18 protein-coding genes and 1 pseudogene are annotated in these 26889 nt (G+C 74.2%); 14 read left to right on the forward strand and 5 right to left on the reverse strand.

The features are described 5' to 3' along the window. Positions 1-176 precede the first annotated feature (176 nt). Positions 177-1304, forward strand: coding sequence for a GuaB3 family IMP dehydrogenase-related protein (locus tag ACGF12_RS04755; RefSeq protein WP_393025457.1), 1128 nt, complete (start codon positions 177-179; stop codon positions 1302-1304). Between the two features lie 114 nt (positions 1305-1418). Here the strand turns inward: ACGF12_RS04755 and ACGF12_RS04760 are convergent, their stop codons facing one another. Beyond that, entirely contained in the window at positions 1419-1988 is a 570-nt protein-coding gene (locus tag ACGF12_RS04760) for a hypothetical protein (RefSeq protein ID WP_393025460.1), read from the reverse strand. Positions 1989-2242: 254 nt separating this feature from the next. Here ACGF12_RS04760 and ACGF12_RS04765 point away from each other — a divergent pair, with 254 nt between their 5' ends. From ACGF12_RS04765 to ACGF12_RS04805, 9 genes and pseudogenes are all read left to right on the forward strand, one after another. Further along, positions 2243-4234 (forward strand): protein kinase, encoded by a 1992-nt coding sequence (locus ACGF12_RS04765; protein WP_393025463.1) that lies wholly within the window; start codon positions 2243-2245, stop codon positions 4232-4234. Positions 4235-4310: 76 nt separating this feature from the next. Then, entirely contained in the window at positions 4311-5411 is a 1101-nt protein-coding gene (locus ACGF12_RS04770) for a protein kinase (protein WP_393025466.1), read from the forward strand. Between the two features lie 164 nt (positions 5412-5575). After that, the gene (locus ACGF12_RS04775) at positions 5576-7348 is read left to right on the forward strand and encodes a protein kinase (RefSeq protein WP_393025470.1); all 1773 of its coding nucleotides are present in this window, start codon (positions 5576-5578) and stop codon (positions 7346-7348) included. Between the two features lie 103 nt (positions 7349-7451). After that, positions 7452-9095, forward strand: coding sequence for a succinic semialdehyde dehydrogenase (locus tag ACGF12_RS04780; protein ID WP_393025473.1), 1644 nt, complete (start codon positions 7452-7454; stop codon positions 9093-9095). 137 nt (positions 9096-9232) lie between these two features. Next, positions 9233-11023 carry a GMC oxidoreductase gene (locus ACGF12_RS04785; RefSeq protein ID WP_393025476.1) on the forward strand — a complete coding sequence of 597 codons (1791 nt, stop codon included), beginning with the start codon at positions 9233-9235 and terminating at the stop codon, positions 11021-11023. 248 nt (positions 11024-11271) lie between these two features. Further along, positions 11272-13032: a hypothetical protein gene (locus ACGF12_RS04790; RefSeq protein WP_393025479.1), complete on the forward strand. Its 1761-nt coding sequence runs from the start codon at positions 11272-11274 to the stop codon at positions 13030-13032. A gap of 1002 nt (positions 13033-14034) precedes the next feature. Next, entirely contained in the window at positions 14035-15630 is a 1596-nt protein-coding gene (guaA, locus tag ACGF12_RS04795) for a glutamine-hydrolyzing GMP synthase (RefSeq protein ID WP_393025482.1), read from the forward strand. Between the two features lie 199 nt (positions 15631-15829). Next, positions 15830-16357: pseudogene (locus ACGF12_RS04800) on the forward strand (DoxX family membrane protein); the annotation flags it as partial. A gap of 237 nt (positions 16358-16594) precedes the next feature. Continuing rightward, on the forward strand, positions 16595-16879 hold the full coding sequence (locus tag ACGF12_RS04805; protein ID WP_387616891.1) for a ubiquinol-cytochrome c reductase iron-sulfur subunit: 285 nt from the start codon (positions 16595-16597) through the stop codon (positions 16877-16879). Positions 16880-16912: 33 nt separating this feature from the next. Here ACGF12_RS04805 and ACGF12_RS04810 read toward each other — a convergent pair whose 3' ends face one another. Both ACGF12_RS04810 and ACGF12_RS04815 read right to left on the reverse strand, forming a co-directional pair. Then, positions 16913-17137, reverse strand: coding sequence for a hypothetical protein (locus ACGF12_RS04810; RefSeq protein WP_393025486.1), 225 nt, complete (start codon positions 17135-17137; stop codon positions 16913-16915). Further along, a complete protein-coding gene (locus tag ACGF12_RS04815; protein WP_393025489.1) occupies positions 17134-18600 on the reverse strand; it encodes a PspC domain-containing protein in 1467 nt (488 codons plus the stop codon). Before ACGF12_RS04815 ends, ACGF12_RS04810 begins: the two co-directional genes overlap by 4 nt. 263 nt (positions 18601-18863) lie before the next feature. Here ACGF12_RS04815 and ACGF12_RS04820 point away from each other — a divergent pair, with 263 nt between their 5' ends. The 3 genes from ACGF12_RS04820 to pcrA all read left to right on the forward strand — a co-directional run bounded on the left by ACGF12_RS04820 (position 18864) and on the right by pcrA (position 23621). Continuing rightward, a complete protein-coding gene (locus ACGF12_RS04820; protein ID WP_393025751.1) occupies positions 18864-20228 on the forward strand; it encodes a PspC domain-containing protein in 1365 nt (454 codons plus the stop codon). After that, a complete protein-coding gene (locus tag ACGF12_RS04825; RefSeq protein ID WP_393025492.1) occupies positions 20221-20898 on the forward strand; it encodes a LuxR C-terminal-related transcriptional regulator in 678 nt (225 codons plus the stop codon). The genes ACGF12_RS04820 and ACGF12_RS04825 overlap by 8 nt, the downstream gene beginning before the upstream one ends. A gap of 101 nt (positions 20899-20999) precedes the next feature. Beyond that, positions 21000-23621 carry a DNA helicase PcrA gene (gene pcrA / locus ACGF12_RS04830; protein ID WP_393025494.1) on the forward strand — a complete coding sequence of 874 codons (2622 nt, stop codon included), beginning with the start codon at positions 21000-21002 and terminating at the stop codon, positions 23619-23621. A 24-nt stretch (positions 23622-23645) separates the two neighbouring features. Here the strand turns inward: pcrA and ACGF12_RS04835 are convergent, their stop codons facing one another. Then, positions 23646-24434 (reverse strand): M23 family metallopeptidase, encoded by a 789-nt coding sequence (locus tag ACGF12_RS04835; protein WP_393025497.1) that lies wholly within the window; start codon positions 24432-24434, stop codon positions 23646-23648. Positions 24435-24772: 338 nt separating this feature from the next. Between ACGF12_RS04835 and ACGF12_RS04840 the strand changes: the two genes are divergently transcribed. Beyond that, positions 24773-25180, forward strand: coding sequence for a cobalamin B12-binding domain-containing protein (locus tag ACGF12_RS04840; RefSeq protein ID WP_355669695.1), 408 nt, complete (start codon positions 24773-24775; stop codon positions 25178-25180). Between the two features lie 80 nt (positions 25181-25260). Here the strand turns inward: ACGF12_RS04840 and ACGF12_RS04845 are convergent, their stop codons facing one another. After that, positions 25261-26886 carry a DUF5691 domain-containing protein gene (locus ACGF12_RS04845; RefSeq protein WP_393025501.1) on the reverse strand — a complete coding sequence of 542 codons (1626 nt, stop codon included), beginning with the start codon at positions 26884-26886 and terminating at the stop codon, positions 25261-25263. Between the last annotated feature and the right edge of the window lie 3 nt (positions 26887-26889).

The following is a 26889-nucleotide window of genomic DNA, read 5'->3' on the forward strand; positions in this document are numbered from 1 at the left end:
GAACGGCTGAGGGACCAGGGCCGGACCACCGAGGGGCCCGCCGTCGCACCCGCGACGGCGGGCCCCTCGCCGTGTCCGGCGGCCGGGCCGTCGGGGCGGGACCAGCTCCGGTACGGGATACTGGGGGCGGCCGGGGTGACCCGGCGGGCATGAGCAACAAAGCAGAAGGGCTCGAAGTGACTGAGATCGAGATCGGGCGAGGCAAGCGCGGCCGCCGGGCGTACGCCTTCGACGACATCGCCGTCGTCCCCAGCCGCCGTACGCGTGACCCGAAGGAGGTCTCGATCGCCTGGCAGATCGACGCCTACCGCTTCGAGCTGCCGTTCCTGGCCGCCCCGATGGACAGCGTGGTCTCGCCCGAGCAGGCCATCAAGATCGGCCGCCTGGGCGGTCTGGGCGTGCTGAACCTGGAAGGCCTCTGGACCCGCTACGAGGACCCGCAGCCGCTGCTGGACGAGATCGCCTCGATCACCGACGCGGCCGCCGCGACCCGCCGCATGCAGGAGATCTACGCCGCGCCGATCCGCGCCGAGCTGATCAAGCAGCGGATCCAGGAGGTCCGTGACTCCGGCGTGGTCACCGCCGCCGCGCTCTCGCCGCAGCGCACCGCCGAGTTCTCCAAGGCCGTCGTGGACGCCGGCGTCGACGTCTTCGTCATCCGCGGCACCACCGTCTCGGCCGAGCACGTCTCCAGCGCCGCCGAGCCGCTCAACCTCAAGCAGTTCATCTACGAGCTGGACGTCCCGGTGATCGTCGGCGGCTGCGCCACCTACACCGCCGCGCTGCACCTGATGCGGACCGGCGCGGCCGGCGTGCTGGTCGGCTTCGGCGGCGGCGCCGCCCACACCACCCGCAACGTGCTCGGCATCCAGGTGCCGATGGCCACCGCCGTCGCAGACGTGGCGGCCGCCCGCCGCGACTACATGGACGAGTCCGGCGGCCGCTACGTGCACGTGATCGCGGACGGTGGCGTCGGCTACAGCGGCGACATCCCGAAGGCGGTCGCCTGCGGCGCCGACGCGGTGATGATCGGTGCCGCGCTGGCCCGTGCCACCGACGCCCCGGGCAAGGGCTTCCACTGGGGCATGGAGGCCGTCCACGAGGAGCTGCCGCGCGGCAAGCGGGTGGACCTCGGTACGGTCGGCACCACCGAGGAGATCCTGACCGGTCCTTCGCACACGCCGGACGGGACCATGAACCTGTTCGGTGCGCTGCGGCGGGCGATGGCCACCACGGGGTACACGGAGCTGAAGGAGTTCCAGCGGGTCGAGGTGACGGTCAACCCGGCGCCGGATCACTGCTGAGTGGTGTGCTGACGGAGTGACGGAGGCCCCTGCCCGGGTTGTCGGGTGGGGGTTTCTGTGTTGGTGGGGGGCTGCGCGGGGGTGGGTTGGTGCGGGTGTGGGGGTGGTGGGGGGTCAGGTGCGGTTGGCGGTGCGGCGGGTGAGGAGGAAGCCGCCGATCAGGGCGATCGTGTAGAAGGCGAGGTCGAGGGGGCGCAGGTCGCCGCGCCAGGAGGTGAGGGTGTCGGGGAGGAGGCCGCGGGGGCCGGGGCCGGTGGCGTGGACCAGGCGGAGCTGCTGGGTGAGCTGGCCGAGTAGCAGGGCGGCGGCCGCGAGGAGGGCGCCGAGGGGTGGGAGTAACCGGTTCCGGCCGCCGAGGAGGCCGAGGGGGAGTGCGACCAGGCCGGCCTGGGCGATGGCCAGCCAGCCGAGGCTGTCGGCGGCCCGCAGTGGGGCGCAGCCGTAGGCCAGGCCGCCGAGCAGGGTGGCGAGCAGGGCGAGGGTGAGGGCGAGGGCGGTGCGGCGGCGGCGTGGGGCCCTTCGGTGGGCGGCGGGGGTGAGGGGGGCGTAGCCGGTGACCGGGACGCCGGGCATGCCGGGGGCGACGTACCCGTCGGGGGTGTCGAGGGCAGGTGCGACCGAGTAGTGCTGGGCGGTGTGCGGCCGGGTGGATGGGCCGTCAGCGCCCGGTGCGGGTGCGGTCATGGGCGTCGAGTTCCCCCCGGAAAGACGATGAGCTGCCGAACGGTAGCAGCGCTTCGGACGGATCTTGGCGAGTTTTCGATCACAGATCGGGCACGGAGCGCCGCACCCGTTCCGGTTCGTCCCGGCTTGGGATGGGGGGTGGGTGGTCGTGGCCCCCGGGGACAGGGGATGATGGAGGCTTGGGCGTTCGGGCCTGGGGCCGGGCCGACGCGCCGTCACCACGACCGCCGGCAGCACATGGGGGAACGTTCCGAATGACCCAGGCGCAGGGTTCCACCGGCCGCCTCCTGGCCGGCCGCTACCGGCTGAACGGCGTGCTCGGGCGCGGTGGCATGGGCACCGTCTGGCGCGCCGAGGACGAGATGCTGGGCCGGACCGTCGCGGTCAAGGAACTGCGGATGAACGCCAGCGTCGAGGAGGAGGAGAAGCACCGGCTGATCGTCCGGACGCTGCGCGAGGCGAAGGCGACCGCGCGGATCCGGCACAACTCGGCGGTGACCGTCTTCGACGTGGTCGACGAGGACGACCGGCCGTGGATCGTCATGGAGCTGGTCGAGTCCCGCTCGCTGGCCGACGTGGTCCGGGAGGACGGGCCGCTGTCGCCCGCCCGGGCGGCGGAGATCGCGCTGGACGTGCTGGGCGTGCTGATCGCGGCGCACGCGCTGGGCATCCTGCACCGGGACGTCAAGCCGTCCAACGTGCTGATCGGCGAGGACGGCCGGGTCGTGCTCACCGACTTCGGCATCGCCAGCGTGGAGGGCGACGCCTCGGTCACCTCCACCGGCATGCTGGTCGGCGCGCCCTCGTACATATCCCCGGAGCGGGCGCGCGGGCAGAAGCCCGGGCCGCCGGCCGACCTGTGGTCGCTGGGTGGGACGCTGTACGCGATGGTCGAGGGGCGGCCGCCGTACGACCGGGGTTCGGCGCTGGCCACCCTGACCGCGGTGATGACCGAGGAGCTGGCCCCGCCGGCGAACGCCGGGTCGCTGCTGCCGGTGATCGAGGGACTGCTGGAGAAGGACCCGGCCAAGCGCCTGGACGCCTCGCAGACCCGGTCGATGCTCAAGCGGGTGGTCGCCGAGGCGACCGTGAAGGCCGAGTCGACCACCGAGCACGCGATGCCGGTCGAGAAGCCGGCCGGGAAGGCCGGGAAGCCGGCCGAGGAGCAGGCGGAGAAGCCGGCCGAGAAGCCGGCGGAGGAGCAGGCGGAGAAGTCGGCGGAGAAGCCGGCTGCAGAGCCCGCCTCGAAGCGGACCGTGGGCGGGCTGCTGGGGACGGTCCGGGTGGGCAGCCGGGCCCGGGACGAGGAGCCGTCGGCGGAGCCCGCCGTGAAGGCCGCCGCCGGCGAGCCGGAGCCCGCTCCGGACGGTGAGTCGATCCGGCCGGTGACCAGCGAGTGGACCAGGGGCGCGACCCAGGCGGCCGGGGCGAACCCGCGCACGGGCCGGCGTCGGCTGGCCATCGCGACCGTGGTGGTCGTGCTGCTGCTGATCGCCGGGGTGGTCGCGGTGGTCCAGGCCGTGGGCGGCGGGGACAGCGGTTCGAAGGGTGCGAGCACCCACAGCGCGGGCGCCACCTCGCCGGCGGCGACCTCCGAGGCCGTGCCGAGCCAGGCTCCGGCGGTCCCGTCCGGCGAGCCCGCGCCCGCCGGGACGCCCGCCGAGCCGGCCACCACGGCCGCCTCCTCGGCCGCCGCGCCGCCACCGGCCGCCGGCACTCCGGCTCCGACCCCGGCGGCCACGCCCACCCCGACCCCGACCCCGACGCCGACGCCGACTCCGACCCAGCCCGCGCCGGGCGGGGCGGCGCCGGCCGGGTACCACGAGTACAAGGACCCGAGCGGCTTCTCGGTCTTCCTGCCGGACGGGCTGCAGCCGGCCGGGTCGGACCCCAACCGGCGGATCTTCAAGAACGCGGACGGCAGCCAGCTGCGGATCGAGTGGAGCACCTCGCCGCACGCGAGCGCCGTCGCCGACTGGCAGGACGCCGAGCCCGACCTGCGGGCGCAGGTGACCAACTACCAGCGGCTGAACCTGTCGGCGATCAACTACCGGCAGTGGACCAACGCGGCGGACTGGGAGTGGACCAGCGGCACGCCCAAGACGCACTCGCTCAACCGCGGCTTCGTGACCGGTACTCCGGCCAAGTACGGGTACTCGATCTACTGGATCGTCCCGGACGACAAGTGGGCCGCGCAGGCACCGGTCCGGGACGTGGTGTTCAACAGCTTCCAGCCGGCGCCGTAGGCCCCGTCCTCGGGTGGGTTCAGCCGGGCAGGCGGGAGCCGCTCAGTAGGCTGCTCGGTGAGCGAGAGGAACTGGCATGCGAGGCGGCCCTGGGCAGTTGCTGGCGGGGCGGTACCGGCTGACGGACCGCCCGGAACCGCTGCGCGCCTTCGCGGTGGACGAGGGGACCGGCGAGTCGGTGCTGCTGCGCGCCGTGGAGCTGCCCGCGCTGCTGACCGCCGGTCAGGACCCGGACGAGCCGAACCCCGCGCACGGGGAGCGGCTGGTGCGGCGGGTGGCGGCGGTCGGCTCGGCCGCGCCGTCCTGGCACCCGCGGCTGCTGCGCGGGGTCGGGGCCTTCGTCGAGGGCGAGCTGCTGTGGACGGTGGAGGAGCGGCCGGCCGGGCAGACGCTGGCCGAGCTGCTCGCCGGCGGGCCGGTGTCGCCGTACCGGGCGGCCGAGTTGGCGGCGGACCTGGCCGGCGCGCTGCGGGCGCTGCACGAGGCCGGGCTCGCCCACGGCAATCTGACCGCCGATTCGGTGCTGGTCTGCGAGGACGGTGCGGCGATGCTCGGCGGGCTGCTCTCCGGGACGGCGCAGGAGGCGCTGGCCGAGGACCTCGGCGGGCCGGGGGGCCGCCGTCGTTACGAGGTGCGGGCCACCCTGGTCGGCTCGGTGGCCGAGCGCTGGCCGCTGGACGGCGGTCCGGCGGGCGACTGCTGGGCGCTCGGGGTGCTGATGCAACGGATGCTCACCGGCCGTGCGCCGTACCCGGAGGGCGGTGTGGCGGAGCTGGTGACGGCGGTTCGGGACGGGCGGCGCGAGCCCTCGGTGGTCTGCGGGCCGCTGGCGCCGCTGGCCGAGCGGCTGCTGCAGCCGGATCCGACCCTGCGGCCGACCGCGGAGGCGGCGCGGCAGGAGCTGGCCGCGCTGCTGGTGGGCGCGCCGGAGCCGGCCGACGGGGAGCGGGCGGCGCGGGCGGTGGAGCTGAAGCCGGACGCGCCGCTGGTGCGGCAGCGGCCGCGTCGGCGGGGCGGGGGCGGTCGGCCGGAGGTCGGTACGGAGTTCAACGAGGCGGGTGCGGGCGGCGGTAGAGCCCCCCGGATACCCCCCTCCCTATTGGGGCCGCTGCTGGTCGGGGGCGTGTTCCTGCTGCTGGTGGTGGGAACGGTCGCCGTGGTGCTGTTCGCAGGCTGACGGCCTCGGTGCGCACCGGTTCCCCGGTCCGGTGGGCGGGCGTGATTACCGGGGTGCGCGAGGTGCGCCTAATGTGTGCGTGGGATCAGTTCGAACAGCGGTCCGCACCAGGCGATCCGCCGAGGTGACGGTAGGTGGAAACCCGAGAGGGGGAGCGGTCGCCGATGGGCGTGCAGGACCGGCCGGAGGCGGCTGAGGCGGAGCGGTTGTTGGCCGGGCGGTACGAGCTCGGTGAGCGGCTCGGCCGGGGCGGGATGGGCACGGTCTGGCGGGCCTGGGACCGGATGCTGGACCGCGAGGTCGCGGTCAAGGAGCTGACCGTCAACCACCTCCCCGAGGAGGACCTGCAGATCCTGCACGCGCGGATGAAGCGCGAGGCCAGCGCGGCCGCCCGGATCAAGCACCCCGGTGTGATCACCGTGCACGACGTGCTGGAGCAGGACAGTCGGCCCTGGATCGTGATGGAGCTGGTCGACGGCCGCTCGCTGGCCGACGTGATCAGCCAGGACGGCACCCTCCAGCCGCGCGCCGCCGCCGAGGTCGGCAGCCAGGTGCTGGCCGCGCTGCACCGCGGCCACCAGCTCGGCGTGCTGCACCGGGACGTCAAGCCGGCCAACGTCCTGCTGGAGCGCGGCACCGGGCGGGTGGTGCTGCTGGACTTCGGCATCGCGACCTACGAAGGCTCGACCGAGCTGACCCGGCCGGGTGACCTGGTCGGCTCGCCGGACTACCTGGCGCCCGAGCGTGCCCAGGGCGAGCGGCCCGGTCCGGCCTCCGACCTGTGGGGCCTGGGGGCCACGCTGTACGCGGCGGTCGAGGGGCAGTCGCCGTTCCGCCGGGACTCGCCGATCACCACGCTGGCCGCGGTGGTCGACGAGCCGTTGCCGGAGTCGCGCCGGGCCGGGCCGCTGGGGCCGGTGCTGGCCGCGCTGATGGCCAAGGACCCGGCCGACCGGCCGAGCGCGGACGAGGCGGCCCGGATGCTGGCCGAGGTGCAGGCCGGGCACACCATCGGCCTGAAGTCCGTCGCGTCCGTCCGTACGCCGACCCAGTCGGTGCCGGTGGTGGACCGCAGCGAGGCGCCGGAGGGGACCGCGACGCCGCCGCAGGAGGGCTCGGAGGAGCCCACCGAGCCGCGTCCGGCCGACGCCGGGACGGCCGCCACCTCCGTCGGTTCGTCCGCCGTCCCGGCCGTCGCCGAGGACACCGCCGGGGGCGCGCCCGTCGCGCCGCAGGCGCACACCGCCGTCAGTGCGCCGATCGCGCACACCGTCGCGCCTGCGCGCGGACCGGCCAAGCGCCGCAGCCGACTGAAGCTGGTCGCCATCGCGGTGGCCGTCGGGGTGCTGGCGGCCGGGGCGACCTTCCTCGCCACCCGGCACGTGGTCCGCAGCCCGGCCGGCGACCCCGCCCCGACCGGCCCGGCCGAGACCACCGAGCCGGAGCCGAGCGGCAGCGCCGGCCCCGAGACGTCCGCGCCCAACGGCTACCACTGGGTCGACGATCCGGCCGGCTTCCGTTTCCTGCTGCCGACCGCCAGCCCGACCTGGCAGCGGATCACCGGGACGGACAACACCCAGATCTTCTACAGCCCGGACGGCAAGGTGCACTACCTGCAGTTCGCGGTCACCGTCGGCCAGTCGATCAAGCCGCTGGACCACATGAAGCAGATGGAGGCCAGCGTCTCCAAGGCGCAGAAGGACTACAAGCAGCACCGGATGGCGAGCTCCGCCGTGAACGGCCACGAGGCGGCGGTCTGGGAGTTCAGCTACGCGGCCAAGGAGGGCGGCCGCCGGCGCGCGATCGAGACCGAGTTCATCGACGACGACGGCACCGCCTACGCGATCTACTCGTCCAGTCCGGACAAGGGCAACGACTGGAACGAGACCTTGCAGCGCTTCACCACGGTGCTCAACGCCTTCACCCCCACGCGCTGAGAGGCGGCGCCGACGGGCGGAGCGCCCCGCTTTCGCCCGACTGCGGCAGATTCTTGTTACCCACGGGTACCGAACCGGTCCCCGAAGGCCTAGGCTGCGCCGTATGTCGGACCTCACAGCAGATGCAGCGGCCACCGAACACCCCGGCGCCGGTCCCGCGAGCGGCAACCCGGCAGCTCCCGGGGGTGGCCGGACCGTCGCGGCCGCCGTCCCGCCGTCCCTGGTGGCCCGGCTGGCCGCCGGGGTCACCGCGACCGGTGAGCCCAGTGTGGTGGAGACCGTCGCCCCGCTGACCGGCGAGCGGCTGGCCGGCCTGCCGCGGTCCACCCCGGCCGACGTCGAGGTCGCCTTCCAGCTGGCCCGCCGCGCCCAGTCCGCCTGGGCCGCGCTGCCGGTGCGCCGCCGCGCCGCCGTCCTGCTGCGCTTCCACGACCTGCTGCTCGAGCGGCAGGACGAGGTGCTGGACCTGATCCAGGCCGAGACCGGCAAGGCCCGGCTGCACGCCTTCGAGGAGGTGCTCGCCGTCGCCATGGCCGCCCGGCACTACGGGCGCGGCGCGCAGGGTTACCTCCGGGACCGCCGCCGCGGCGGGGCGCTGCCGGTGCTCACCCACACCGTCGAGGCCCGCCGCCCCAAGGGCGTGGTCGGCCACATCTCGCCGTGGAACTACCCGCTGGAGCTGTGCATCGGCGACCTGCTGCCCGCCTTCGCGGCCGGCAACGCGGTGGTCAACAAGCCCGACACCCAGACCGCGCTGACCGGGCTGTGGGCCCGCGAGCTGCTGATCGAGGCCGGGCTGCCGGCCGACCTGTGGCAGGTGGTGATCGGCGACGGCCCGGTGATCGGGCCTGCCGTGGTGGAGCACGCCGACTACGTCTCCTTCACCGGCTCGACCCGCACCGGCCGCGAGGTCGCCCAGCGCGCCGCCGCCCGGCTGGTCGGCGCCTCGCTCGAACTCGGCGGCAAGAACGCCATGCTGGTGCTCTCCGACGCCGACCTCGACGCGGCCGCCGCGGGCGCCGTCCGGGCCTGCTTCTCCTCGGCCGGGCAGCTGTGCATCTCGATCGAGCGGCTGCTGGTGCACCGCTCGGTGGCCGACGAGTTCCTGGAGCGCTTCGTCGCCCGCACCCGGGCGCTGCGCCTGGGCGGCGGCCTCGCGTACGGCGCCGACATGGGCTCGCTGGTCTCCGTGCGCCAGCTGGACACCACCACCCGGCACGTGGAGGAGGCGGTCAAGGCGGGCGCCACCGTGCTGGCCGGCGGACGGGCCCGGCCGGACCTCGGCCCGTACTTCTACGAGCCGACCGTCCTCGACGGGGTGACCCCGGAGATGTCGGTCTGCGGCGAGGAGACCTTCGGTCCGGTCGTCGCGGTCTACCGCTTCGACACCGAGGAGGAGGCGGTCGCGGCCGCCAACTCCACGCCGTACGGCCTGAACTCCAGCGTCTGGACCAGGGACCTGCGGCGCGGCCGGGCGGTCGCGGCCCGGCTGCGCACCGGGACGGTCAACGTCAACGAGGCGTACGCGGCCGCGTACGGCTCGGTCGCCTCGCCGATGGGCGGGATGGGCGACTCCGGGCTCGGCCGGCGCCACGGCGCCGAGGGCATCCTGCGCTTCACCGAGGCGCAGACCATCGCGACCCAGCGGGTGATGCCGCTGGCGCCCTCCTTCGGCCTGGACGACAAGCAGTTCGCGGCCGTGATGACCGGTGGACTGCGGGTGCTCAAGGCGCTGCGGTTCAAGTGACCCCCGGGCCGGGGGCGGCCGGGCGCACGCGGCTCCCGGACCCAGGTGACTTCGGGGCCCACCTGGCGCCCGGGGCCGAGTGGCGTCCGACCGGCTTTTCCCACAGGTAGGTTCAACCCTCGAAGGAGCAGTGGCAGATGGTGGAGTCCGGCGGTGCGGCGGAGTTCGACTACGACGTGGTCGTGGTCGGTTCCGGCTTCGGCGGTTCGGTCGCGGCGCTGCGGCTGACCGAGAAGGGCTACCGGGTCGCCGTCCTGGAGGCCGGTCGGCGCTTCGAGCGGGACGAACTGCCCCGGAACTCCTGGGACCTGCCGAACTACCTGTGGGCGCCGCAGCTCGGGCTGTACGGCATCCAGCGGATCCATCTGCTGGCCAATGTGCTGATCCTGGCCGGCGCCGGGGTCGGCGGCGGTTCGCTGAACTACGCCAACACCCTGTACGTGCCGCCGAAGGCCTTCTTCGAAGACCGTCAGTGGCGCCACATCACGGACTGGCAGCAGGAGTTGGCGCCGTTCTACGACCAGGCGCAGCGGATGCTCGGGGTCCGGCTGAACCCGACCGTCACCCCCTCGGACGTCCACCTCAAGGCGGCCGCCGAGCGGATGGGCGTCGGCGACACCTTCCACATGGCGCCGGTCGGGGTCTTCTTCGGCGACGGCAAGGACACCGACGGCACCACCAAGGCGGCGCCCGGGGACGAGGTCGCCGACCCGTACTTCGGCGGGGCCGGCCCGGCCCGCAAGGCCTGCGTGGAGTGCGGCGAGTGCATGACCGGCTGCCGGCACGGCGCCAAGAACATGCTCACCGAGAACTACCTGTACCTGGCGGAGCGGGGCGGCGCCGAGATCCTCCCGCTCACCACGGTGGCCCGGATCCGGGAGCACGGCGAAGGCTTCGCCGTGGACGTGCGCCGCACCGACTCCCGCTCCAGGACCGACCGGGTGAAGGCGGGCGCGCGGACCGTCACCGCCGCCCGGGTGGTCGTCGCGGCCGGCACCTACGGCACCCAGTCGCTGCTGCACCGGATGCGCGACGCCGGCCACCTGCCCCGGATCTCCGCCCGGCTCGGCGAGCTGACCCGCACCAACTCCGAGGCGCTGGTGGGCGCGCAGACCACCGACCGGCGCTACGGCCGCAAGGCGGACTTCACCAAGGGCGTCGCGATCACCTCCTCGATCCACCCGGACGCCAACACCCACATCGAGCCGGTCCGCTACGGCAAGGGCTCCAACGCGATGGGCGCGCTGTCCATCGCCCAGGTCAAGGGTGGCGGGAGGGGCCCGCGCTGGCTGCGCTACCTGGGCAACTCGGTGCTCCACCCGGCGACCTTCGCCCGCTCGATGGACCAGCGCGGCTGGTCCGAGAAGACGATCATCGGTCTGGTGATGCAGTCGCTGGACAACTCGATCACCGTCTCGCTCAAGAAGGGCCCGCTCGGCAAGCCCCGGCTCACCTCCAGCCAGGGCCACGGCACCCCCAACCCGACCTGGATCCCGGCCGCGGAGCAGGGCGCCCAGGCGCTGGCCGAGGAGATCAACGGCTTCGCGGGCAGCACCGTCGGCGAGATCTTCGACATCCCGATGACCGCGCACTTCCTCGGCGGCTGCCCGATCGGCGACGCCCCCGAGACCGGCGTAGTCGACCCGTACCACCGGCTGTACGGGCACCCCGGGATCAGCGTGGTGGACGGCGCGGCCGTCTCCGCCAACCTCGGTGTGAACCCCTCGCTCACCATCACCGCCCAGGCCGAGCGCGCCCTGTCGATGTGGCCCAACAAGGGCGAGGAGGACCCGCGCCCGGCCCCGGGCGAGGCCTACCGCCCGGTCGCCGCCGTCGCGCCGGTCCGACCGGCCGTGCCGGAGGGCGCGTTCGGTGCGCTGCGGCTGCCGCTGCTGCCCGTCCCGGAGGTTCCGAAGAAGCGCGACTAGAGCCCGTGGACCGGCCCCGGACCCGCCCGGTCGGGGCCAAACCCACTGGTTTCTTTCGCGGTTGACAGCCGTTCGGATCCGATGGGATAAACGGGCTCCCTGGGGGACCAGGAACTCGTCGAGCGGGGGGAATGCGGTCCATGGCCAACTGCGCATCGTGCGGCGCGACTTCGGTGGAGGGAGCGCCCGCCTGCGGGTCGTGCGGCCGACCGCCGGCACCCCCGCCCCCGACCGTCGCCCCGCCCGCCGTGCCGCCGCCCGCTCCCGGGTACGGGCCGCCGCCGCCCGCCGCGCCGCCCGGCTCCTACCCGCCGCCCGGCCCGGGCGCCGGCCAGGCGTACGTGAAGCAGCCGCCGGTCGGCGGCCCGCCCGGGACGGGCAGTTGGGGCGCCGGCGTTCCGTACGAGAAGCCGCAGCGCCTGCTCACCGGGCTGGACTGGCGCCCCGCCTTCCTGGCGGCCGTCGCCCCGACGCTGGTCCTGCTGCTGGTGGCGCTGGCCGTGGCCATCCCCAGTGACTACACCTACGACGGCTCCTTCCCCGCGCCCGATTTCGGCCACCGCTTCGGCGTGATGCTGTCGATGGCGCTGAACGCGCTCGGCGCGCCGTTCCGGCTCGGCTACCAGAGCCCGCTGTTCCGGGGCAGCGCGGGGCGCATGGACATCACCTTCTGGGTGGTGCCGATGACCGTCACCGTCCTGTGGTGCCTGGCGCTCTGGCTCGGTCTGCGGGCCGGGCTGCGCCGGCGCAAGGCCGACGGCTCCCAGCTGACGAGGGCGCAGGCGGCCGGCGAGGCGCTGCGCACCGCCCTGGTCCTCGGCCTGGCGACCCTGCTGCTCGGGGCGGTCGGGAGCACCACCTGGCAGCCGGACCGCCGTGAACTCGACGCCGACTACTACGGCTCCGGCACCGCCGACCTCGCGAAGGCGAGCTTCACCGCCGACTCCACCTGGCTGTGGGCGGTCGGCTGGGCCGTGGTGCTGGGCGGGCTGCTGACCTTCGCCGTGTACGGCACCGACGCGCTGCGCTGGGCCGCCTGGCGCAGCCGGGCGGTGCGCGGCTGGGCGGTGGCCGCGCTGACCGCGGGCCGGGCGCTGACGCTGACCCTGGGCCTGGCCTCGGTGACGGCCTTCGTGCTGGTCGCGGTCAACAACGACAACGGCTGGCTGACGGCGAGCTCGCTGGCCTTCCTGCCGAACCTCGGCCTGGTGCTGCTGGGCATCGGCTCGGGCGCCACCTTCCGGGCCCACAGCGACCTGGGCGGGGACGTGCCGGACTGGCGCGGGCAGGGCGGCGACGGCGCGGAGTTCTCCTTCTTCGACCTGCACGACCAGACCGCCGACTGGCGCTGGACGGGGCTGCTGGCGCTCGCCGCGGCCGGCTTCCTCGGCTGGACGGCGTACCGGCGGCAGCTGGACGCCGCCGACCGGTTGCGGCTGGCGGCCGTGCACGCCGGGCTGCTCACCCTGCTCTCGGCGGCGTCCGGCGGGCTGATGACCACCTCGATGTCGTACGTGGTGCCGTCGGTCGGGAGCTGGGGCGGGTCCGGCAGCCGAAGCACCTCGCAGGACACCACGGTGGGCCTGGCGTTCCCGAGCGTCCTGGTGGCCAGTGCGGTCTGGGCGGTGGTCGGAGCGCTGGTGGTGCCCGCGGTGCTCTCCGCCCTCGGCAGCCGGGGCCGGGTCGTCCGGTACGCGTCCGGCGCCGCGCCGTACGGTGCGCCGCACGGGTCTTACGGGGCGGTGCCGCCGCAGGTGCCGTACCCGGGCGGTCCGGCGTACGGCGTTGCGCCACAGGGCGTGCTGCCGCAGGCCCCCACACCGTACGGGGCGCCGCCGCCGGACGCCGCACCGCAGGACGCGCCGCCGGAGCCGCCCGGGACCGGGGTGAGCGAGGTGATCGGCTCGCACGAGACGCCGCCGCCCCCCGCCGGCACACCGCTGCCCGGCCACCCGCCGCGGCCGCCCGAGGAGCCGGTGGACCCGAGCGTCTGGCGCGACCACCCCTGACGCGAGACCCCCTGACCGCCTGGCCGCGGCCGGGGAACGGGCAAAGGGCCCCGCGGGGGAACGGGGCCCTTTGTCGTTCAGCACTCGGCGTCAGGGCTGCGCCGGTGCTGGAGGTGACGGCGCCGGGGGAGGAGCGCCGTCGTGTCGGTTGGCTTCGGGTCGCGTCCTCGCGGCTCCGGCGTGGGTGGCCGGCGGAGTGGGTCGCGCACGTCTGTGCGACGGCGGTCGGCGCGCAGGTTTGCGCCGGGCCCCCGCTCACGGAGCGTGAAGTGAAAACCGGTGTCGCCTTCCTGCACGGCGGCGGCGGAGACATCGGTCCGGACCTCCGCGATGAGCCTGCCGGCCGCCGGGAGAACCGTTCACACCGAGCATCGTGCTGGACGGAGGGCTTGCTCTGCAACCGATTCGGCACAGTTCGGCACAGTCCATTTACGGCGGGCACCGCGCCGAATGATCACGGTGAGTAGTGGTCGAAGTGGTTGCGGCGCACGGGGACGCGCGTAGCAGTGCGGGACGGTGAGGGTTGTGCGCCCGGGGCGTGCCCCGGGGTGAACCTTCGGTGCGACGGCCGGTCCCGGGCGTCCCCGGGGCCGGCCGCCCCACCTCTCGGCCCAGTCGCGGCCGGGGTCGCTGTCCCCTGCTGGCCGGCCGCGGCACCCGCGCACGGTCCCACGGAGCCGCGCTCCCCGGCGGGCCGGGGCGGCGGCGCCACGTGCGCCGGTGGACTGGGGTGAAGCTCCACGCGTGGTCCTGCAGCCCGTACGGCGTGCCCCCGGTCGGGGGCGCTGGCGGCGCGTCTGGCGGACGCGGCGTGGCCGTGCGGTTGTCAGAAGCAACGAAGCGCAGGCCCGCCCGGTCACGGTTCTTTGGACGGGCAGACGAGTGAAACCGGACAGCCCGGTAGAATCGGAGTCCAGACACCCCACACCCGTCCGCCGCCGCCGCCCCCGCCGGGGAGGCGGTTCAGCGCGACACCTCGATACCGCTGCCGGAAGGCCGTCTGTGTCCTCTGCAATTCCCGTCCAGTCCGCACCGGACAACGACACCGTCCTGGTGGTCGACTTCGGTGCCCAGTACGCCCAGCTCATCGCCCGTCGGGTGCGTGAGGCGCGGGTCTACAGCGAGATCGTGCCGAGCAGCATGCCGGTCGCCGAGATGCTCGCCAAGAACCCGAAGGCGATCATCCTCTCCGGTGGCCCGTCGTCGGTCTACGAAGAGGGCGCGCCGCAGATCGACCGTGCGATCTTCGAGGCCGGTGTCCCGGTCTTCGGCATGTGCTACGGCTTCCAGCTGATGGCCGTGACCCTCGGCGGCACCGTCGACAACACCGGCTCCCGCGAGTACGGCCGCACCCCGCTGGTGGTCTCCCGCACCGGCTCCACCCTGTTCGAGGGCGTCCCGGCGCAGCACTCGGTGTGGATGTCGCACGGCGACGCCTGCTCCGCCGCCCCGGAGGGCTTCACCGTCACCGCCTCCACCGACGTGGTGCCGGTCGCGGCCTTCGAGAACGACGAGGCCCGCCTGTACGGCGTCCAGTACCACCCCGAGGTGCTGCACTCCGACCACGGTCAGCAGATCCTGGAGCACTTCCTCTACCGCGGCGCCGGCATCGCTCCGACCTGGACCACCGGCAGCGTGGTCGACGAGCAGATCGCCCTGATCCGGGAGCAGGTCGGCAACAAGCGCGCGATCTGCGGCCTGTCCGGCGGGGTGGACTCCGCGGTCGCCGCCGCCCTGGTCAACAAGGCCATCGGCGACCGGCTGACCTGCGTCTACGTCGACCACGGCCTGATGCGCAAGGGCGAGACCGAGCAGGTCGAGAAGGACTTCGTGGCCGCCACCGGCGTCCAGCTGAAGGTCGTCGACGCCTCCGAGCGCTTCCTGAACGCGCTGAAGGGGGTCACCGACCCCGAGGAGAAGCGCAAGATCATCGGCCGCGAGTTCATCCGGGTCTTCGAGCAGGCCCAGGCCGAGATCGTCGCCGAGGCCGGCGCGCACGGCGAGTCGGTCGACTTCCTGGTCCAGGGCACCCTGTACCCGGACGTGGTGGAGTCCGGCGGCGGCACCGGCACCGCCAACATCAAGTCCCACCACAACGTCGGCGGCCTGCCCGAGGACCTGCAGTTCCAGCTGGTCGAGCCGCTGCGCAAGCTGTTCAAGGACGAGGTCCGGATGGTCGGCCAGGAGCTCGGCCTGCCGGAGGAGATCGTCCAGCGCCAGCCGTTCCCGGGCCCGGGCCTGGGCATCCGGATCGTCGGCGAGGTCACCGAGGAGCGGCTGGACCTGCTCCGCGACGCCGACGCGATCGCCCGCGAGGAGCTGACCGCGGCCGGTCTGGACCGCGAGATCTGGCAGTGCCCGGTCGTGCTGCTCGCCGACGTCCGCAGCGTGGGCGTCCAGGGCGACGGCCGCACCTACGGTCACCCGATCGTGCTGCGCCCGGTCTCCTCCGAGGACGCCATGACCGCCGACTGGTCGCGCCTGCCGTACGACGTGCTGGCCCGGATCTCCACCCGGATCACCAACGAGGTCCGCGACGTGAACCGCGTCGTCGTCGACGTCACCAGCAAGCCGCCGGGCACCATCGAGTGGGAGTAGCACTCCCGCGCCGCTGAGCCGGTGCTGAACGGCCGCGCCGTCGTTCCCGTATGGGGGAGCGGCGGCGCGGCCGTTCGCTCCCCCGGGTGGGACCTCTTGCTCTGCCCGGGCGGGACGTCCCACCGAAAGCGTGCAGGAGCGGGCAGAATGCGGACCGGACCTGTCAGGGAGTGGCAGGCCGCGAAGGAAGGTGTGAGGGATGTCGGAGGCCAGTGACTCCGTGGCGGTCGACGGGGACGCGACCGGCCAGGCCGACCGGGCGGCCCAGCTGCGGGCGTTCGCATCCACGTACGCGCTGCTGCCCTTGCGGCTGTTCCTCGGCGTCACCTTCGTCTACGCCGCCCTGGACAAGCTCTCCGACTCCCACTTCCTGGCCGGCGCGGGCGATCCGGCCTCCTTCGTCTCGCAGACCCAGGCGGCCAGGACCGTCGGCAGCCCGATCTCCTTCCTGCTCGGCCCGGCCCTCGACACGCCCACCCTGTTCGCCCTCGCGGTCGCCTTCGGCGAGCTGGCCGTCGGCCTCGGCACCCTGCTCGGCCTCTGGGGCCGGGTCGCGGCGCTCGGCGGCGCGCTGATCAACCTGAGCCTCTGGCTCACCGTCAGCTGGAGCGTCTCGCCCTACTACCTCGGCAACGACCTCGGCTACCTGATGGCCTGGACCCCGCTGCTGCTGGCCGGCACGCCGTACCTGTCGGTGGACGGCTACCTGGCCCGCCGGGCCGGGCGGGACCGGGAGCGCGGGCTGGCCGAGGGCCACGTCAAGCGCCGGGCGCTGGTGGACGGCGGGATCGCGGCGGTCGCGATCGGTGGCGCCGGGCTGCTGACCGGCTCGCTGACCCGGACCCTCGGCCGGAGGAAGCAGGCCGCCCCCAAGCAGTCCGCGGCCCCCGCCTCCGCCGTGACGGCGCCCGCCCCCTCGGCCCCCGCCCCCTCGGCGCACGGCCCCTCGGTGTCCGCGGCGAACGTGCCGGTCGGCGGCTCGGCGCAGGTCAAGGACCCGGCCACCGGGGACGCCGTCTACATCGTGCAGCCCAAGGCGGGCCAGTACTGCGCCCTCTCCTCGGTGTGCACCCACTCCGGCTGCGCGGTGGACGCGCCGAAGAACGGCCAGCTGTACTGCCCGTGCCACGGTTCCCGGTTCGACGCCGCGACCGGCGCGGTGGTCAACGGGCCGGCGGTCAAGCCGCTGCCCAGGTACACCGTCAGCAAGGACGGGGACAAGCTGACCCTGGGTCCGCTGCAGAGCTGAGGGCCGGGCCCGGAGCCGGGCGTCGGACAGGCCTCAGTCCTGCGGGCCTCGGTCCTCGCGGTCGGGCCGGCTGCGCCGGGCCACCGCCACCACCGCGCCGGCCAGGCCGCCCACGCCCAGCACGATGAAGGTGACCGGGACGACGATCCGTCCGTTCACCGACCGGTCGTTGAGCGCCGCCACCAGGTAGAGCACGGCGATCGCCGTGAACAGTCCGCCCGCGATCAGCGAGAACAGGTCGAGCCGGTGCTTCCTCACTGCTGGACCACCTTGATGTCGCCGATGCCGATGCCGAGTTCGAGGTCGAGCGTGCCCTTGGACCGATGACCGGCCGGCGGGTCGAGCACGTAGGTGTGCCGCCCGGTGCTGTCGTTGCGGTCGCCGGGGACGTTGATGCTGCCGAGGCCGACCCGGGCCACCAGGTTCACCGTGACGTCCGGCGGCAGGGTGACGGTCAGCTGACCGGCGCCGAGGTCGACCTTGGTGGTGAGGGTGCTCCCGGCGGGGTCGATCCCGGCCAGGTCCAGCCGGATGTCGCCGGCGCCGAGGTTGTAGCGGTCCTTCAGGTCGGCGGCCGAGGCGACCGTCCACGAGCGGTCGCCGATGGCGTCCTGCACGGTGTGCGGCGCGTGGCCGACGAAGGCCAGCGCCAGGGTGGCCAGCAGGCCCAGCACCGCGAGCCTGCGGGCCTTGCCGAACTTCGCGGCCAGCAGCAGGGTCAGGCCGATCACCAGCAGACCGGTGGCCAGCACGACCGTGCTCAGCCTGGTGACGTCGGTGCGGCCGACCGAGGCGGACCAGACCGCGGTGGCCGCGCCGATCGCCAGCAGGAAGCCGAAGAAGCCGAGCGCCGAGCGCTCCCTGGGGTGCCGGACCACGGCCGGATCGCGGCGGCGCTCCGGGCGCTCCTTGCGCAGCGGGTCGCCTTCCGGCAGGTCGGCGCGCTGCCACCAGGGCTGGGCCGGGCCGCCGGGCGGCGGCACCTTCGCGCCTCCCCCGGCCTCCGGCCGGGGGGACCCCCATGGGGGAGTCGTGTCCGAGGAGGTGGGGGCGGCCTCGCCGTACGGGTTGCGCTCGGGGTGGCGCGGGTCCCACAGGTAACCGCTCGGGCCGGGGGCGGGGGAGTCGGCGGGGACCCTCCCGGCGGCCTGGCCGGCGGCGTGCTGGGCGCGGGCCGCCTCGTCCTGCGGCGGGCGCGGCCAGCCGTGGCCCTCGCCCTCGGGGAAGTGGCGGTCGTACGGGCCGCCGCGGCGGCGGCCGCGGATCCGGCCGCGGCGGCGTTCCGGGTCGTAGCGCACCGCCAGGAAGACCAGGCCGCCGAGCAGCAGCAGCGGGAACAGCTGGTCGCCGTCGCCCATCGAGGAGAAGAACACCCCGGTGCCGATCACGGTCAGCAGCACCGCGCCGACCGACTGGCCGTCGACCCGGCCGGTGAGCACCCGCTGGAGTTCGGTGCGCGCGCCCCGGCCCGTGCCGTCGGCGGCGCCCTCGGTCGGGACGATCAGCCAGGCCAGGCCGTACAGGAACAGTCCGAGGCCGCCGGAGAGGCAGAGCACCACGGTGACCACCCGGAAGACCACCGGGTCGATGTCCAGATGCCGCCCGAGACCGCCGCAGACGCCGGCCACCACGCGGTGGTGCTCGGCCCGGGTCAGCGGCGGGCGGTCCGGTTCCGGCGGGGCGGCGGGCCCGGCCTCCTGGATGCGGTGGTCCTCGGTCATGGGCACCATCCTTCCCGCAGGCGGTGGTCCGGCCCAACCGGGTCCGGCCCTGCCCGTACCCTGACTTGTCCCTGATAAGCGTGGGGGACACACCCTGATGCGCCCGCGGGCCCCCGCGTGGAACCATCGGTGCCGTGGCAGCACCCGGTACCGATCCCCGACCCCTCGCCCCCGACGCCTCGTCGTCGGCCGGCGGTGACCCGAACGTGCCCGACGGCGGGCGGCCGCCGTACCGCCGGCTCTACCGCAGCCCGCAGGGGCGGATGCTGGGCGGCGTGGCGCACGGTCTGGCGGTGCACCTCGGGCTGCCGGTCCGCTGGGTGCGGCTCGCCTTCGTCCTGCTGTTCTTCGCGCAGGGGATCGGCGCGCTGCTGTACGCCGCGTTCTGGTTCGTGGTGCCGATCGGCATCGGCGAGCCCTCGCAGCGCGGCGGCACGTACTGGGTGAACGTCAACGGCGTCTACATCCCGACCTCGCCCTGGTTGCGGCCGGGCACCCCGCTGACCAAGTCCGGCGGCGGCTGGGTCGGCCGGCTGCGCGAACTGCTCCAGCACGCCCTCCAGGGCGAGCCGGTCACCCCGCCCGCCGTCCAGGGCGAGGCCGCGGGGGCCGCGGGCGCCGCCGAGACCGCCGCCTGGCCCGCCGGCAAGAACGGGCAGGGCGGCATCGGCCAGCTCGCCGCCCTGGTCATGCTCGTGATCGGCCTGATCGCCCTGCTGAACGTGCTCGGCTGGCAGACCGCCAAGCCGTACACCTGGCCGCTGCTGGCGATCGGCGTCGGCGTCGCACTGGTGTGGCGGCAGGCCGACGACTCGCGCTGGCAGCGCTGGTTCGGCATCGAGGAGGGCGAGAAGCGGCGCGGCGCCTACACCCGGGTCGGCGCCGGCGTGCTGCTCGCGGTGGCCGGCACCATCGCGCTGCTCGCCATGCAGGGCAGCGGCTCCCCGCTCGGCTCGGTGATCGAGGCCTCGCTCGCGGTGCTGGCCGGGGTGCTGGTGCTGCTCGGCCCGTACGGCCTGCGGATGTGGCAGGACCTCGGCGCCGAGCGCACCGCCCGCATCCGCGCCCAGGAGCGCGCCGAGATCGCCGCCCACATCCACGACTCGGTGCTGCACACCCTGACCCTGATCCAGCGTCGGGCCGAGGACCCCAAGGAGGTGCTCCGGCTGGCCCGCTCCCAGGAGCGCGAACTGCGGCTGTGGCTGTACCGCCCGGAGGCCGCCGCCGAGGCCGCGCCGGACACCATGGCGGAGACCCTGCGCGCCGCCGTCGCCGAGGTCGAGGACCGGCACGGCGTCCCGGTCGAGCTGGTGATCGTCGGCGACTGCCCGATGGACGAGAAGATCTCGGCACAGATGCAGGCCGCGAGGGAGGCGACCGTCAACGCGGCCAAGTACGGTGGCGGGGGACCGGTCCAGGTCTACGCCGAGGTGGAGGGGAGGACGGTGTCGGTGTTCATCCGCGACCACGGCCCCGGCTTCGACCCCGACACGGTGCCCGAGGACCGGATGGGCGTACGGGAGTCGATCATCGGCCGGATGAAGCGCCACGGCGGCACCGCTCGGGTGCGGCCGGCGGCGGGCGGCGGCACCGAGGTCGAGCTGGAGATGGAGAGAACGAATGACTGAGGCAGCGCCGGAGCGCACGGCCAGGGTCGTCCTGGTGGACGACCACCGGATGTTCCGGACGGGGGTCAGGGCCGAGATCGGCCGTACCGAGGTGACCGGCATCGACGTGGTCGGCGAGGCCGACGACGTGGACTCGGCGGTCCGCGTGGTCGCCGAGACCAGGCCGGACGTGGTGCTGCTGGACGTCCACCTGCCCGGCGGCGGCGGCGTCGAGGTGCTGCGCCGCTCGGTCGGCGTGATGGGCGAGCAGGGCGGGGTGAAGTTCCTGGCGCTGTCCGTCTCGGACGCCGCCGAGGACGTCATCGGCGTCATCCGCGGCGGCGCGCGCGGCTACGTCACCAAGACCATCACCGGCACCGACCTGGTCGACGCGATCTTCCGGATCGGCGACGGCGACGCGGTCTTCTCGCCCCGGCTGGCCGGCTTCGTCCTGGACGCCTTCGCCGCCACCGACACCCCGCCGGTGGACGAGGACCTCGACCGCCTCACCCAGCGCGAGCGCGAGGTGCTGCGGCTGATCGCCCGCGGCTACGCCTACAAGGAGATCGCCAAGCAGCTCTTCATCTCGGTGAAGACCGTCGAGAGCCACGTCTCCGCCGTCCTGCGCAAGCTCCAGCTCAGCAACCGCCACGAGCTCACCCGCTGGGCCACCGCCCGCCGTCTGGTCTGAGCCGCGGCGCCGGTCGCCTTCGAATCCCCGAGCGAGCCCGTCCGGTCCGATTCCTCGGACCGGACGGGCTTGTCGGTGGGTGGCCATAGACTCGATGTGCCATGAGTAGCCTCTTTGACGACCTCCCGCTCCCCGGTTTCGAGGCACCCGCCGCCGGGTCGAAGCAGCCCGCAGCACCCATCGACGCCGTCGACGAGGAGCCCCCGCCGTACGAGGACGACGTCCCGTACGACGCCTACGAGGAGGCCATCCCGGAGGGGCTGTTCCAGACCGACCACGCTGCCCAGGCCGAGCGGGACGCCTGGTACCGCAACGGCGCCGCCCGGACGGTGGTGGACCCGGCGCAGCTGCTGGAGGGGATGAACGACCCCCAGCGCGAGGCGGTGCTGCACGCGGACTCGCCGCTGCTGATCGTGGCCGGCGCCGGCTCCGGCAAGACCCGGGTGCTGACCCACCGGATCGCGTACCTGCTGGGCGCCCGCGGGGTGCAGCCGGGCGAGATCCTGGCGATCACCTTCACCAACAAGGCCGCCGGCGAGATGCGCGAGCGCGTCGAGGCGCTGGTCGGCCCGCGCGCCCGGGCGATGTGGGTGTCCACCTTCCACAGCGCCTGCGTGCGGATCCTGCGCCGCGAGTCCAAGGTGCTGGGCTTCACCTCCAGCTTCTCGATCTACGACTCGGCCGACTCGCAGCGGCTGATGTCGCTGGTCTGCCGCGACCTCGACCTGGACCCGAAGCAGTTCCCGCCGAAGTCCTTCACCGCGAAGATCAGCAACCTCAAGAACGAGCTGATCGACGAGGAGACCTTCGCCGACCAGGCCGCCAACCCGATGGAGAAGAAGCTCGCCGAGGCGTACGCGCTGTACCAGCGGCGGCTGCGCGAGGCCAACGCGCTGGACTTCGACGACATCATCATGACGACGGTGAACCTGCTGCAGGCCTTCCCCGACGTCGCCGAGCACTACCGCCGCCGGTTCCGGCACATCCTGGTCGACGAGTACCAGGACACCAACCACGCCCAGTACATGCTGGTGCGCGAGCTGAGCGGCGGGTCCGTCGCGGCCGCGCCGAAGCGCACCGCGGACGGCGACTTCGTCAACCCGGCCGCCGCCCACCTCGCCGAGGTGCCGCCGGCCGAGCTGTGCGTGGTCGGTGACGCGGACCAGTCGATCTACGCCTTCCGCGGCGCGACCATCCGCAACATCCTCCAGTTCGAGGAGGACTACCCGAACGCGACCACGATCCTGCTGGAGCAGAACTACCGCTCCACCCAGACCATCCTGAGCGCCGCCAACGCCGTCATCGAGCGCAACGCCAACCGCCGCGAGAAGAAGCTCTGGACGGCCGGCGACCACGGCGAGAAGGTGGTCGGCTACGTCGCGGACGACGAGCACGGCGAGGCCCAGTTCATCGCCGACGAGATCGACCGGCTCACCGACAAGGGCGAGGCCAAGCCCGGCGACGTCGCGATCTTCTACCGCACCAACGCCCAGTCCCGCGTGTTCGAGGAGGTGTTCATCCGGGTCGGCCTGCCGTACAAGGTGGTCGGCGGGGTGCGCTTCTACGAGCGCAAGGAGGTCCGGGACGTCCTGGCGTACCTGCGGGTGCTCTCCAACCCGGAGGACACCGTGCCGCTGCGCCGGATCCTCAACGTGCCCAAGCGCGGCATCGGCGAGCGGGCCGAGGCGATGGTCGACGCGCTGGCCGCGCGGGAGCGGATCTCCTTCGCCCAGGCGCTGCTGCGGGTGGACGAGGCGTACGGGATGGCCGCGCGCTCGGCCAACGCGGTCAAGAAGTTCAACACCCTGATGGCCGGGCTGCGCCAGGTCGTCGAGTCGGGCGCGGGCCCGGCGGCGGTGCTGGAGGCCGTTCTGGAGGAGACCGGCTACCTGGCCGAGCTCCAGGCCTCCACCGACCCGCAGGACGAGACCCGGGTGGAGAACCTCCAGGAGCTCGCCTCCGTCGCCCTGGAGTACGAGCAGGACCCGGGCGAGCGGCCGGACGCCGGGGAGGAGGGCGCGCCGCCGGTCGGCTCGCTGCCCGACTTCCTGGAGCGGGTCGCGCTGGTCGCCGACTCGGACCAGATCCCGGACGAGGACGAGGAGGGGCAGGGCGTCATCACGATGATGACCCTGCACACCGCCAAGGGCCTGGAGTTCCCGGTGGTCTTCCTGACCGGCATGGAGGACGGGATCTTCCCGCACATGCGGGCGCTCAACCAGGTCAAGGAGCTGGAGGAGGAGCGCCGGCTCGCGTACGTGGGGCTCACCCGCGCCCGGGAGCGGCTCTACCTGACCCGCTCGGTGCTGCGCAGCGCGTGGGGGCAGCCGGCCTACAACCCGGCCTCGCGGTTCCTGGAGGAGATCCCGGAGACGCTGGTCGAGTGGAAGCGGACGGGGGCGGCGCAGGCGCCGGTCCAGCGCGGCTTCTCCTCGGGCTCGTCCTGGGGCAAGTCCTCGTCCGGGGGCGGGAGTTCGCGCTCCTCGTCGGCGGCCGCCCCGCCCAAGGCGGGCTGGGGCCAGTCGGCGCGGCGCGCCGGAAGGGTGGTGGAGCGCGAGGCCGTCTCGCTCGCGGTCGGCGACCGGGTCACCCACGACACCTTCGGACTGGGCACCGTGGTGGGCGTCACCGGCGTCGGCGACCGGGCGCAGGCCACGGTCGACTTCGGCACCGAGGGGCGCAAGCAGCTGCTGCTGCGCTACGCGCCCGTCGAGAAGCTCTGAACCGCGTGGCGAAGGTCTGAACCGCTAGCGCGGATCGAGCCCGTTCGAGAGGAACCAGGGCAGCGGGTCGACCGGCCCGCTGCCCTGCGGCCGGATCTCGAAGTGCAGGTGCGGCCCGGTGCTGTTGCCGCTGCTGCCGACGAAGGCGATCACGTCGCCCTGCTTCACCGGGCCCTTGCGCACCTTGTAGGCGCGCAGGTGGCAGAACCAGGCCTCGGTGCCGTCGGGCATCTTCAGGATCGACATGTAGCCGTAGAACGGGTTCCACTGCGTCCGGATCGTGCCGTCGGTGACGGCGTAGACCTCGGAGCCGCCGTCCACCGGGAAGTCGATGCCGGTGTGCCGCTTGGCCCAGTGGGTGCCGGCCGCGCCGAACAGCTCGCCGAGGCCGTGCTGGGCGACCGGCATGACCACCTTGGGCTTGGCCGGATCGGCGGTGGGCTGGGCCGTCGGGGTGTCGGTGGGCCGGGCGTCGCCGGGCTGGGCGCCGGCCAGCGGCTGACGGGCGTCGCCGCGCGAGGCCTGGGTCTGGTCGCCGGCGGCGACCGCCTGTTGCGCGCTCTGCCGGGCGGCGGTGTTGTCCGGGGCGTCGGCGGCGGCCGCCTGGGGTGGCACCCGGTCGGGCTGCTCCTGGATCACCGTGACGGCCGCGGCCCCGGCGACCCCGAGCGCGGCGACCGAGGGGACCGCGACCCGGAACAGTGCGGCCCGGGTGGCCGCCTTGGCGGCGCCGCGGCGCTGGGCGCGGGACTGCTCGCGGGCGGCGAGGCGCAGCTCCGCACGGGTCGGGCGGGCGGCTGCTTCGGGAGCCATCGGGGGCTGCCTCCTCGGTGGGCCTCGGGCGCGTCGTCGAGCGAGAGGGAAAACAGCCGTGACTGTAGCCGCAAGGCCGACGCCCCGGAAAAACCCCCGGTTGTCAAGAGGTCGGCCGGGGGTCCGCGCCGTGTCTGTACGGAGGGTCCGAGGACGGGTATACCCACTGGTAGCAAGGTCTGGGGCTGTGACTTTGCCCTCCTCTTGGGAGGCGGCGCGGCCAACCGGTCCGGGTGGCGCTAATCTCCCCTCAGGTTGGTTGGTTATCGAGCGTTAACCGCACCCGTGGGCCCACAAGGTCCGGTCGGATAGTGGACGACGAGGTCCAGGAGGCAGTGATGAGTGTGTCGGGGCCGATCCGTGTGGTGGTCGCCAAGCCTGGGCTCGACGGTCACGACCGTGGCGCCAAGGTCATTGCGCGCGCCCTGCGCGACGCCGGTATGGAGGTCATCTACACCGGGCTGCACCAGACGCCCGAGCAGGTGGTCGACACCGCGATCCAGGAGGACGCGGACGGCATCGGGCTGTCGATCCTCTCCGGCGCCCACATGACGCTGTGCGCGCGGGTGCTGGAGCTGTTGAAGGAGCGCGACGCGGAGGACATCAAGGTCTTCTGCGGCGGGATCATCCCGGACGAGGACATCGCCGAGCTCAAGGCGATGGGCGTCGCGGACATCTTCACCCCGGGCACGCCCACCCGGGACGTGGTGGCCTGGGTCGAGGCCAACCTGCGCACCGCCAGCTGAACTTCGGCACGACGAGCGGGCCGGTCCCGGTGCGGACCGGCCCGCTCCGCCGTGCTCAGGGCGCGAGTCGGTCGCGCGGCTCAGGGCGCCGGTTCGGCCGGCCTCAGCTCGTTCAGCATCGCCGCCCGGAAGCGCAGCGTCCCGGCCAGCCGGGCGAAGGTCTCCGACCAGGCGGAGTCCGGGGCGGCCCCCACGGCCAGCTCCTCCACCGCGGCGGCCGTCTCCGGGGCGAGCGCGCGCTCCGTCATCCCGAGCACCCCGCTGTGGCTCCACGGGTACGCGCCGGAGGCGGCGGCCCGGGCCAGTGCCGTCACCACGGCGGTGGACAGCGGCGGTGTCCACGGGGTGGCGCAGGCGCTGAGCAGCTGGAAGGCCTCGCCCAGGCCGTGCACCTCGATGAAGGCGGCCGTCCAGGCGGCCCGTTCCTCGGGCGGGAGGACGGCCAGCAGCTTGGCCGGGGCCCCGGTGGCCCGCGCGGCGCGGGACCGTCCGGCGCCGCGGGCGGGCGGTACGGGGGCCGGGCCGAGCAGCGCCCGGGCCCATGCGGCGTCGTGCTGGCGGACGGCGGCGCGGGCCCAGGCCTCTCGCAGGTCGTCGGCCCAGCTGCTGCTGGTCGCGTCCACGCTGTCGCCGACCCGCAGTGCGAGCAGCTGCTCGGGCGTCAGGCCGGTGCTGCGCGGCCAGGTCGCGAGCGGTGCGGCGGCCACCACCTCGCCGAACCACCAGGCCCGTTCGCCGCGCCCGGTGGGGGACTTGGGCGCGATCCCGTCGCGCTGCATCCGCTCGTCGCACTCGGCGGGCGGGGTGACCAGCAGGTGGGTGCCGCTCTCGGCGAGGCGGACGGCGGCCTGTGCCCGCTCGGCCATCCGCAGCGCGAGGGCGGAGCCGGGCAGCATGGAGAGCAGCTCGGCGGCGGTGGCGCGGACGTTCTTGCTGCGGTCGCCGAGGGCGGCCTCCAGGAACGGTTCGTCGGCGGGGGAGAGGCCGTCCTGCAAGGCGTCCAGGAAGAGCAGCCGGTCCTCGGCGCGTTCGGTGGACCAGGTGCTGCGCAGCAGCTCCAGCCCGGCGGCCGGGTCGCTGCGGCGCAGCAGGGTGAGATGGGTGACCCGCTCGGCGAACAGGCCCTCGTGCCAGAGCCGGTGGTCGGCCGGGTCGTCCGGCTGCCGGTCCGGCTCGGGGGCGGCGGTGCGCAGCACGAACCGCCAGTCCGGGTTGTGCGAGGCCAGCCAGCGGCCCAGCGGACCGGCCAATGCGACGGCGTCGCCGCGCAGTTCGCTGCGTGCGCGGGCGGCGTCGAGCAGCCCGGGTATCAGCGCGGCGGGCGGGCGCAGGCCCTCCAACCGGGCGCTGGTGAGCCACTGCGGCAGCAGCTCGGCCAGGTTGGCCAGGGTGCCGCCGCCGTTGCCGCCGTTGCCGCCGGTACGCCCGGCGAGCAGGACGGCCAGCCGGCGGGCGGCGGACTCGGGCATCTCCGGGCGGAGGTCCTCGGGCGCGGGCGGCCCGGGCGGCCCGGCGGCCGGTACGGGCAGGGCGCCGGCCCGGCGGCGGACGGTGGCCAGCGCGGCCAGCTCCAGCAGGGCGGTGGCCGGGTCGGACCGGTCCACGGTGTCGGCGAGCGGCAGGGCGGTGGCCGGGAGCGGGCGCCGGTCGGTGCCGAGCAGGGCGCTGGTCCGCAGCGGCTCCCACGGGTCCTGGGTGATCGTCATCGT

This window comes from Kitasatospora sp. NPDC048296, from assembly GCF_043201815.1.
Lineage (GTDB): Bacteria > Actinomycetota > Actinomycetes > Streptomycetales > Streptomycetaceae > Kitasatospora.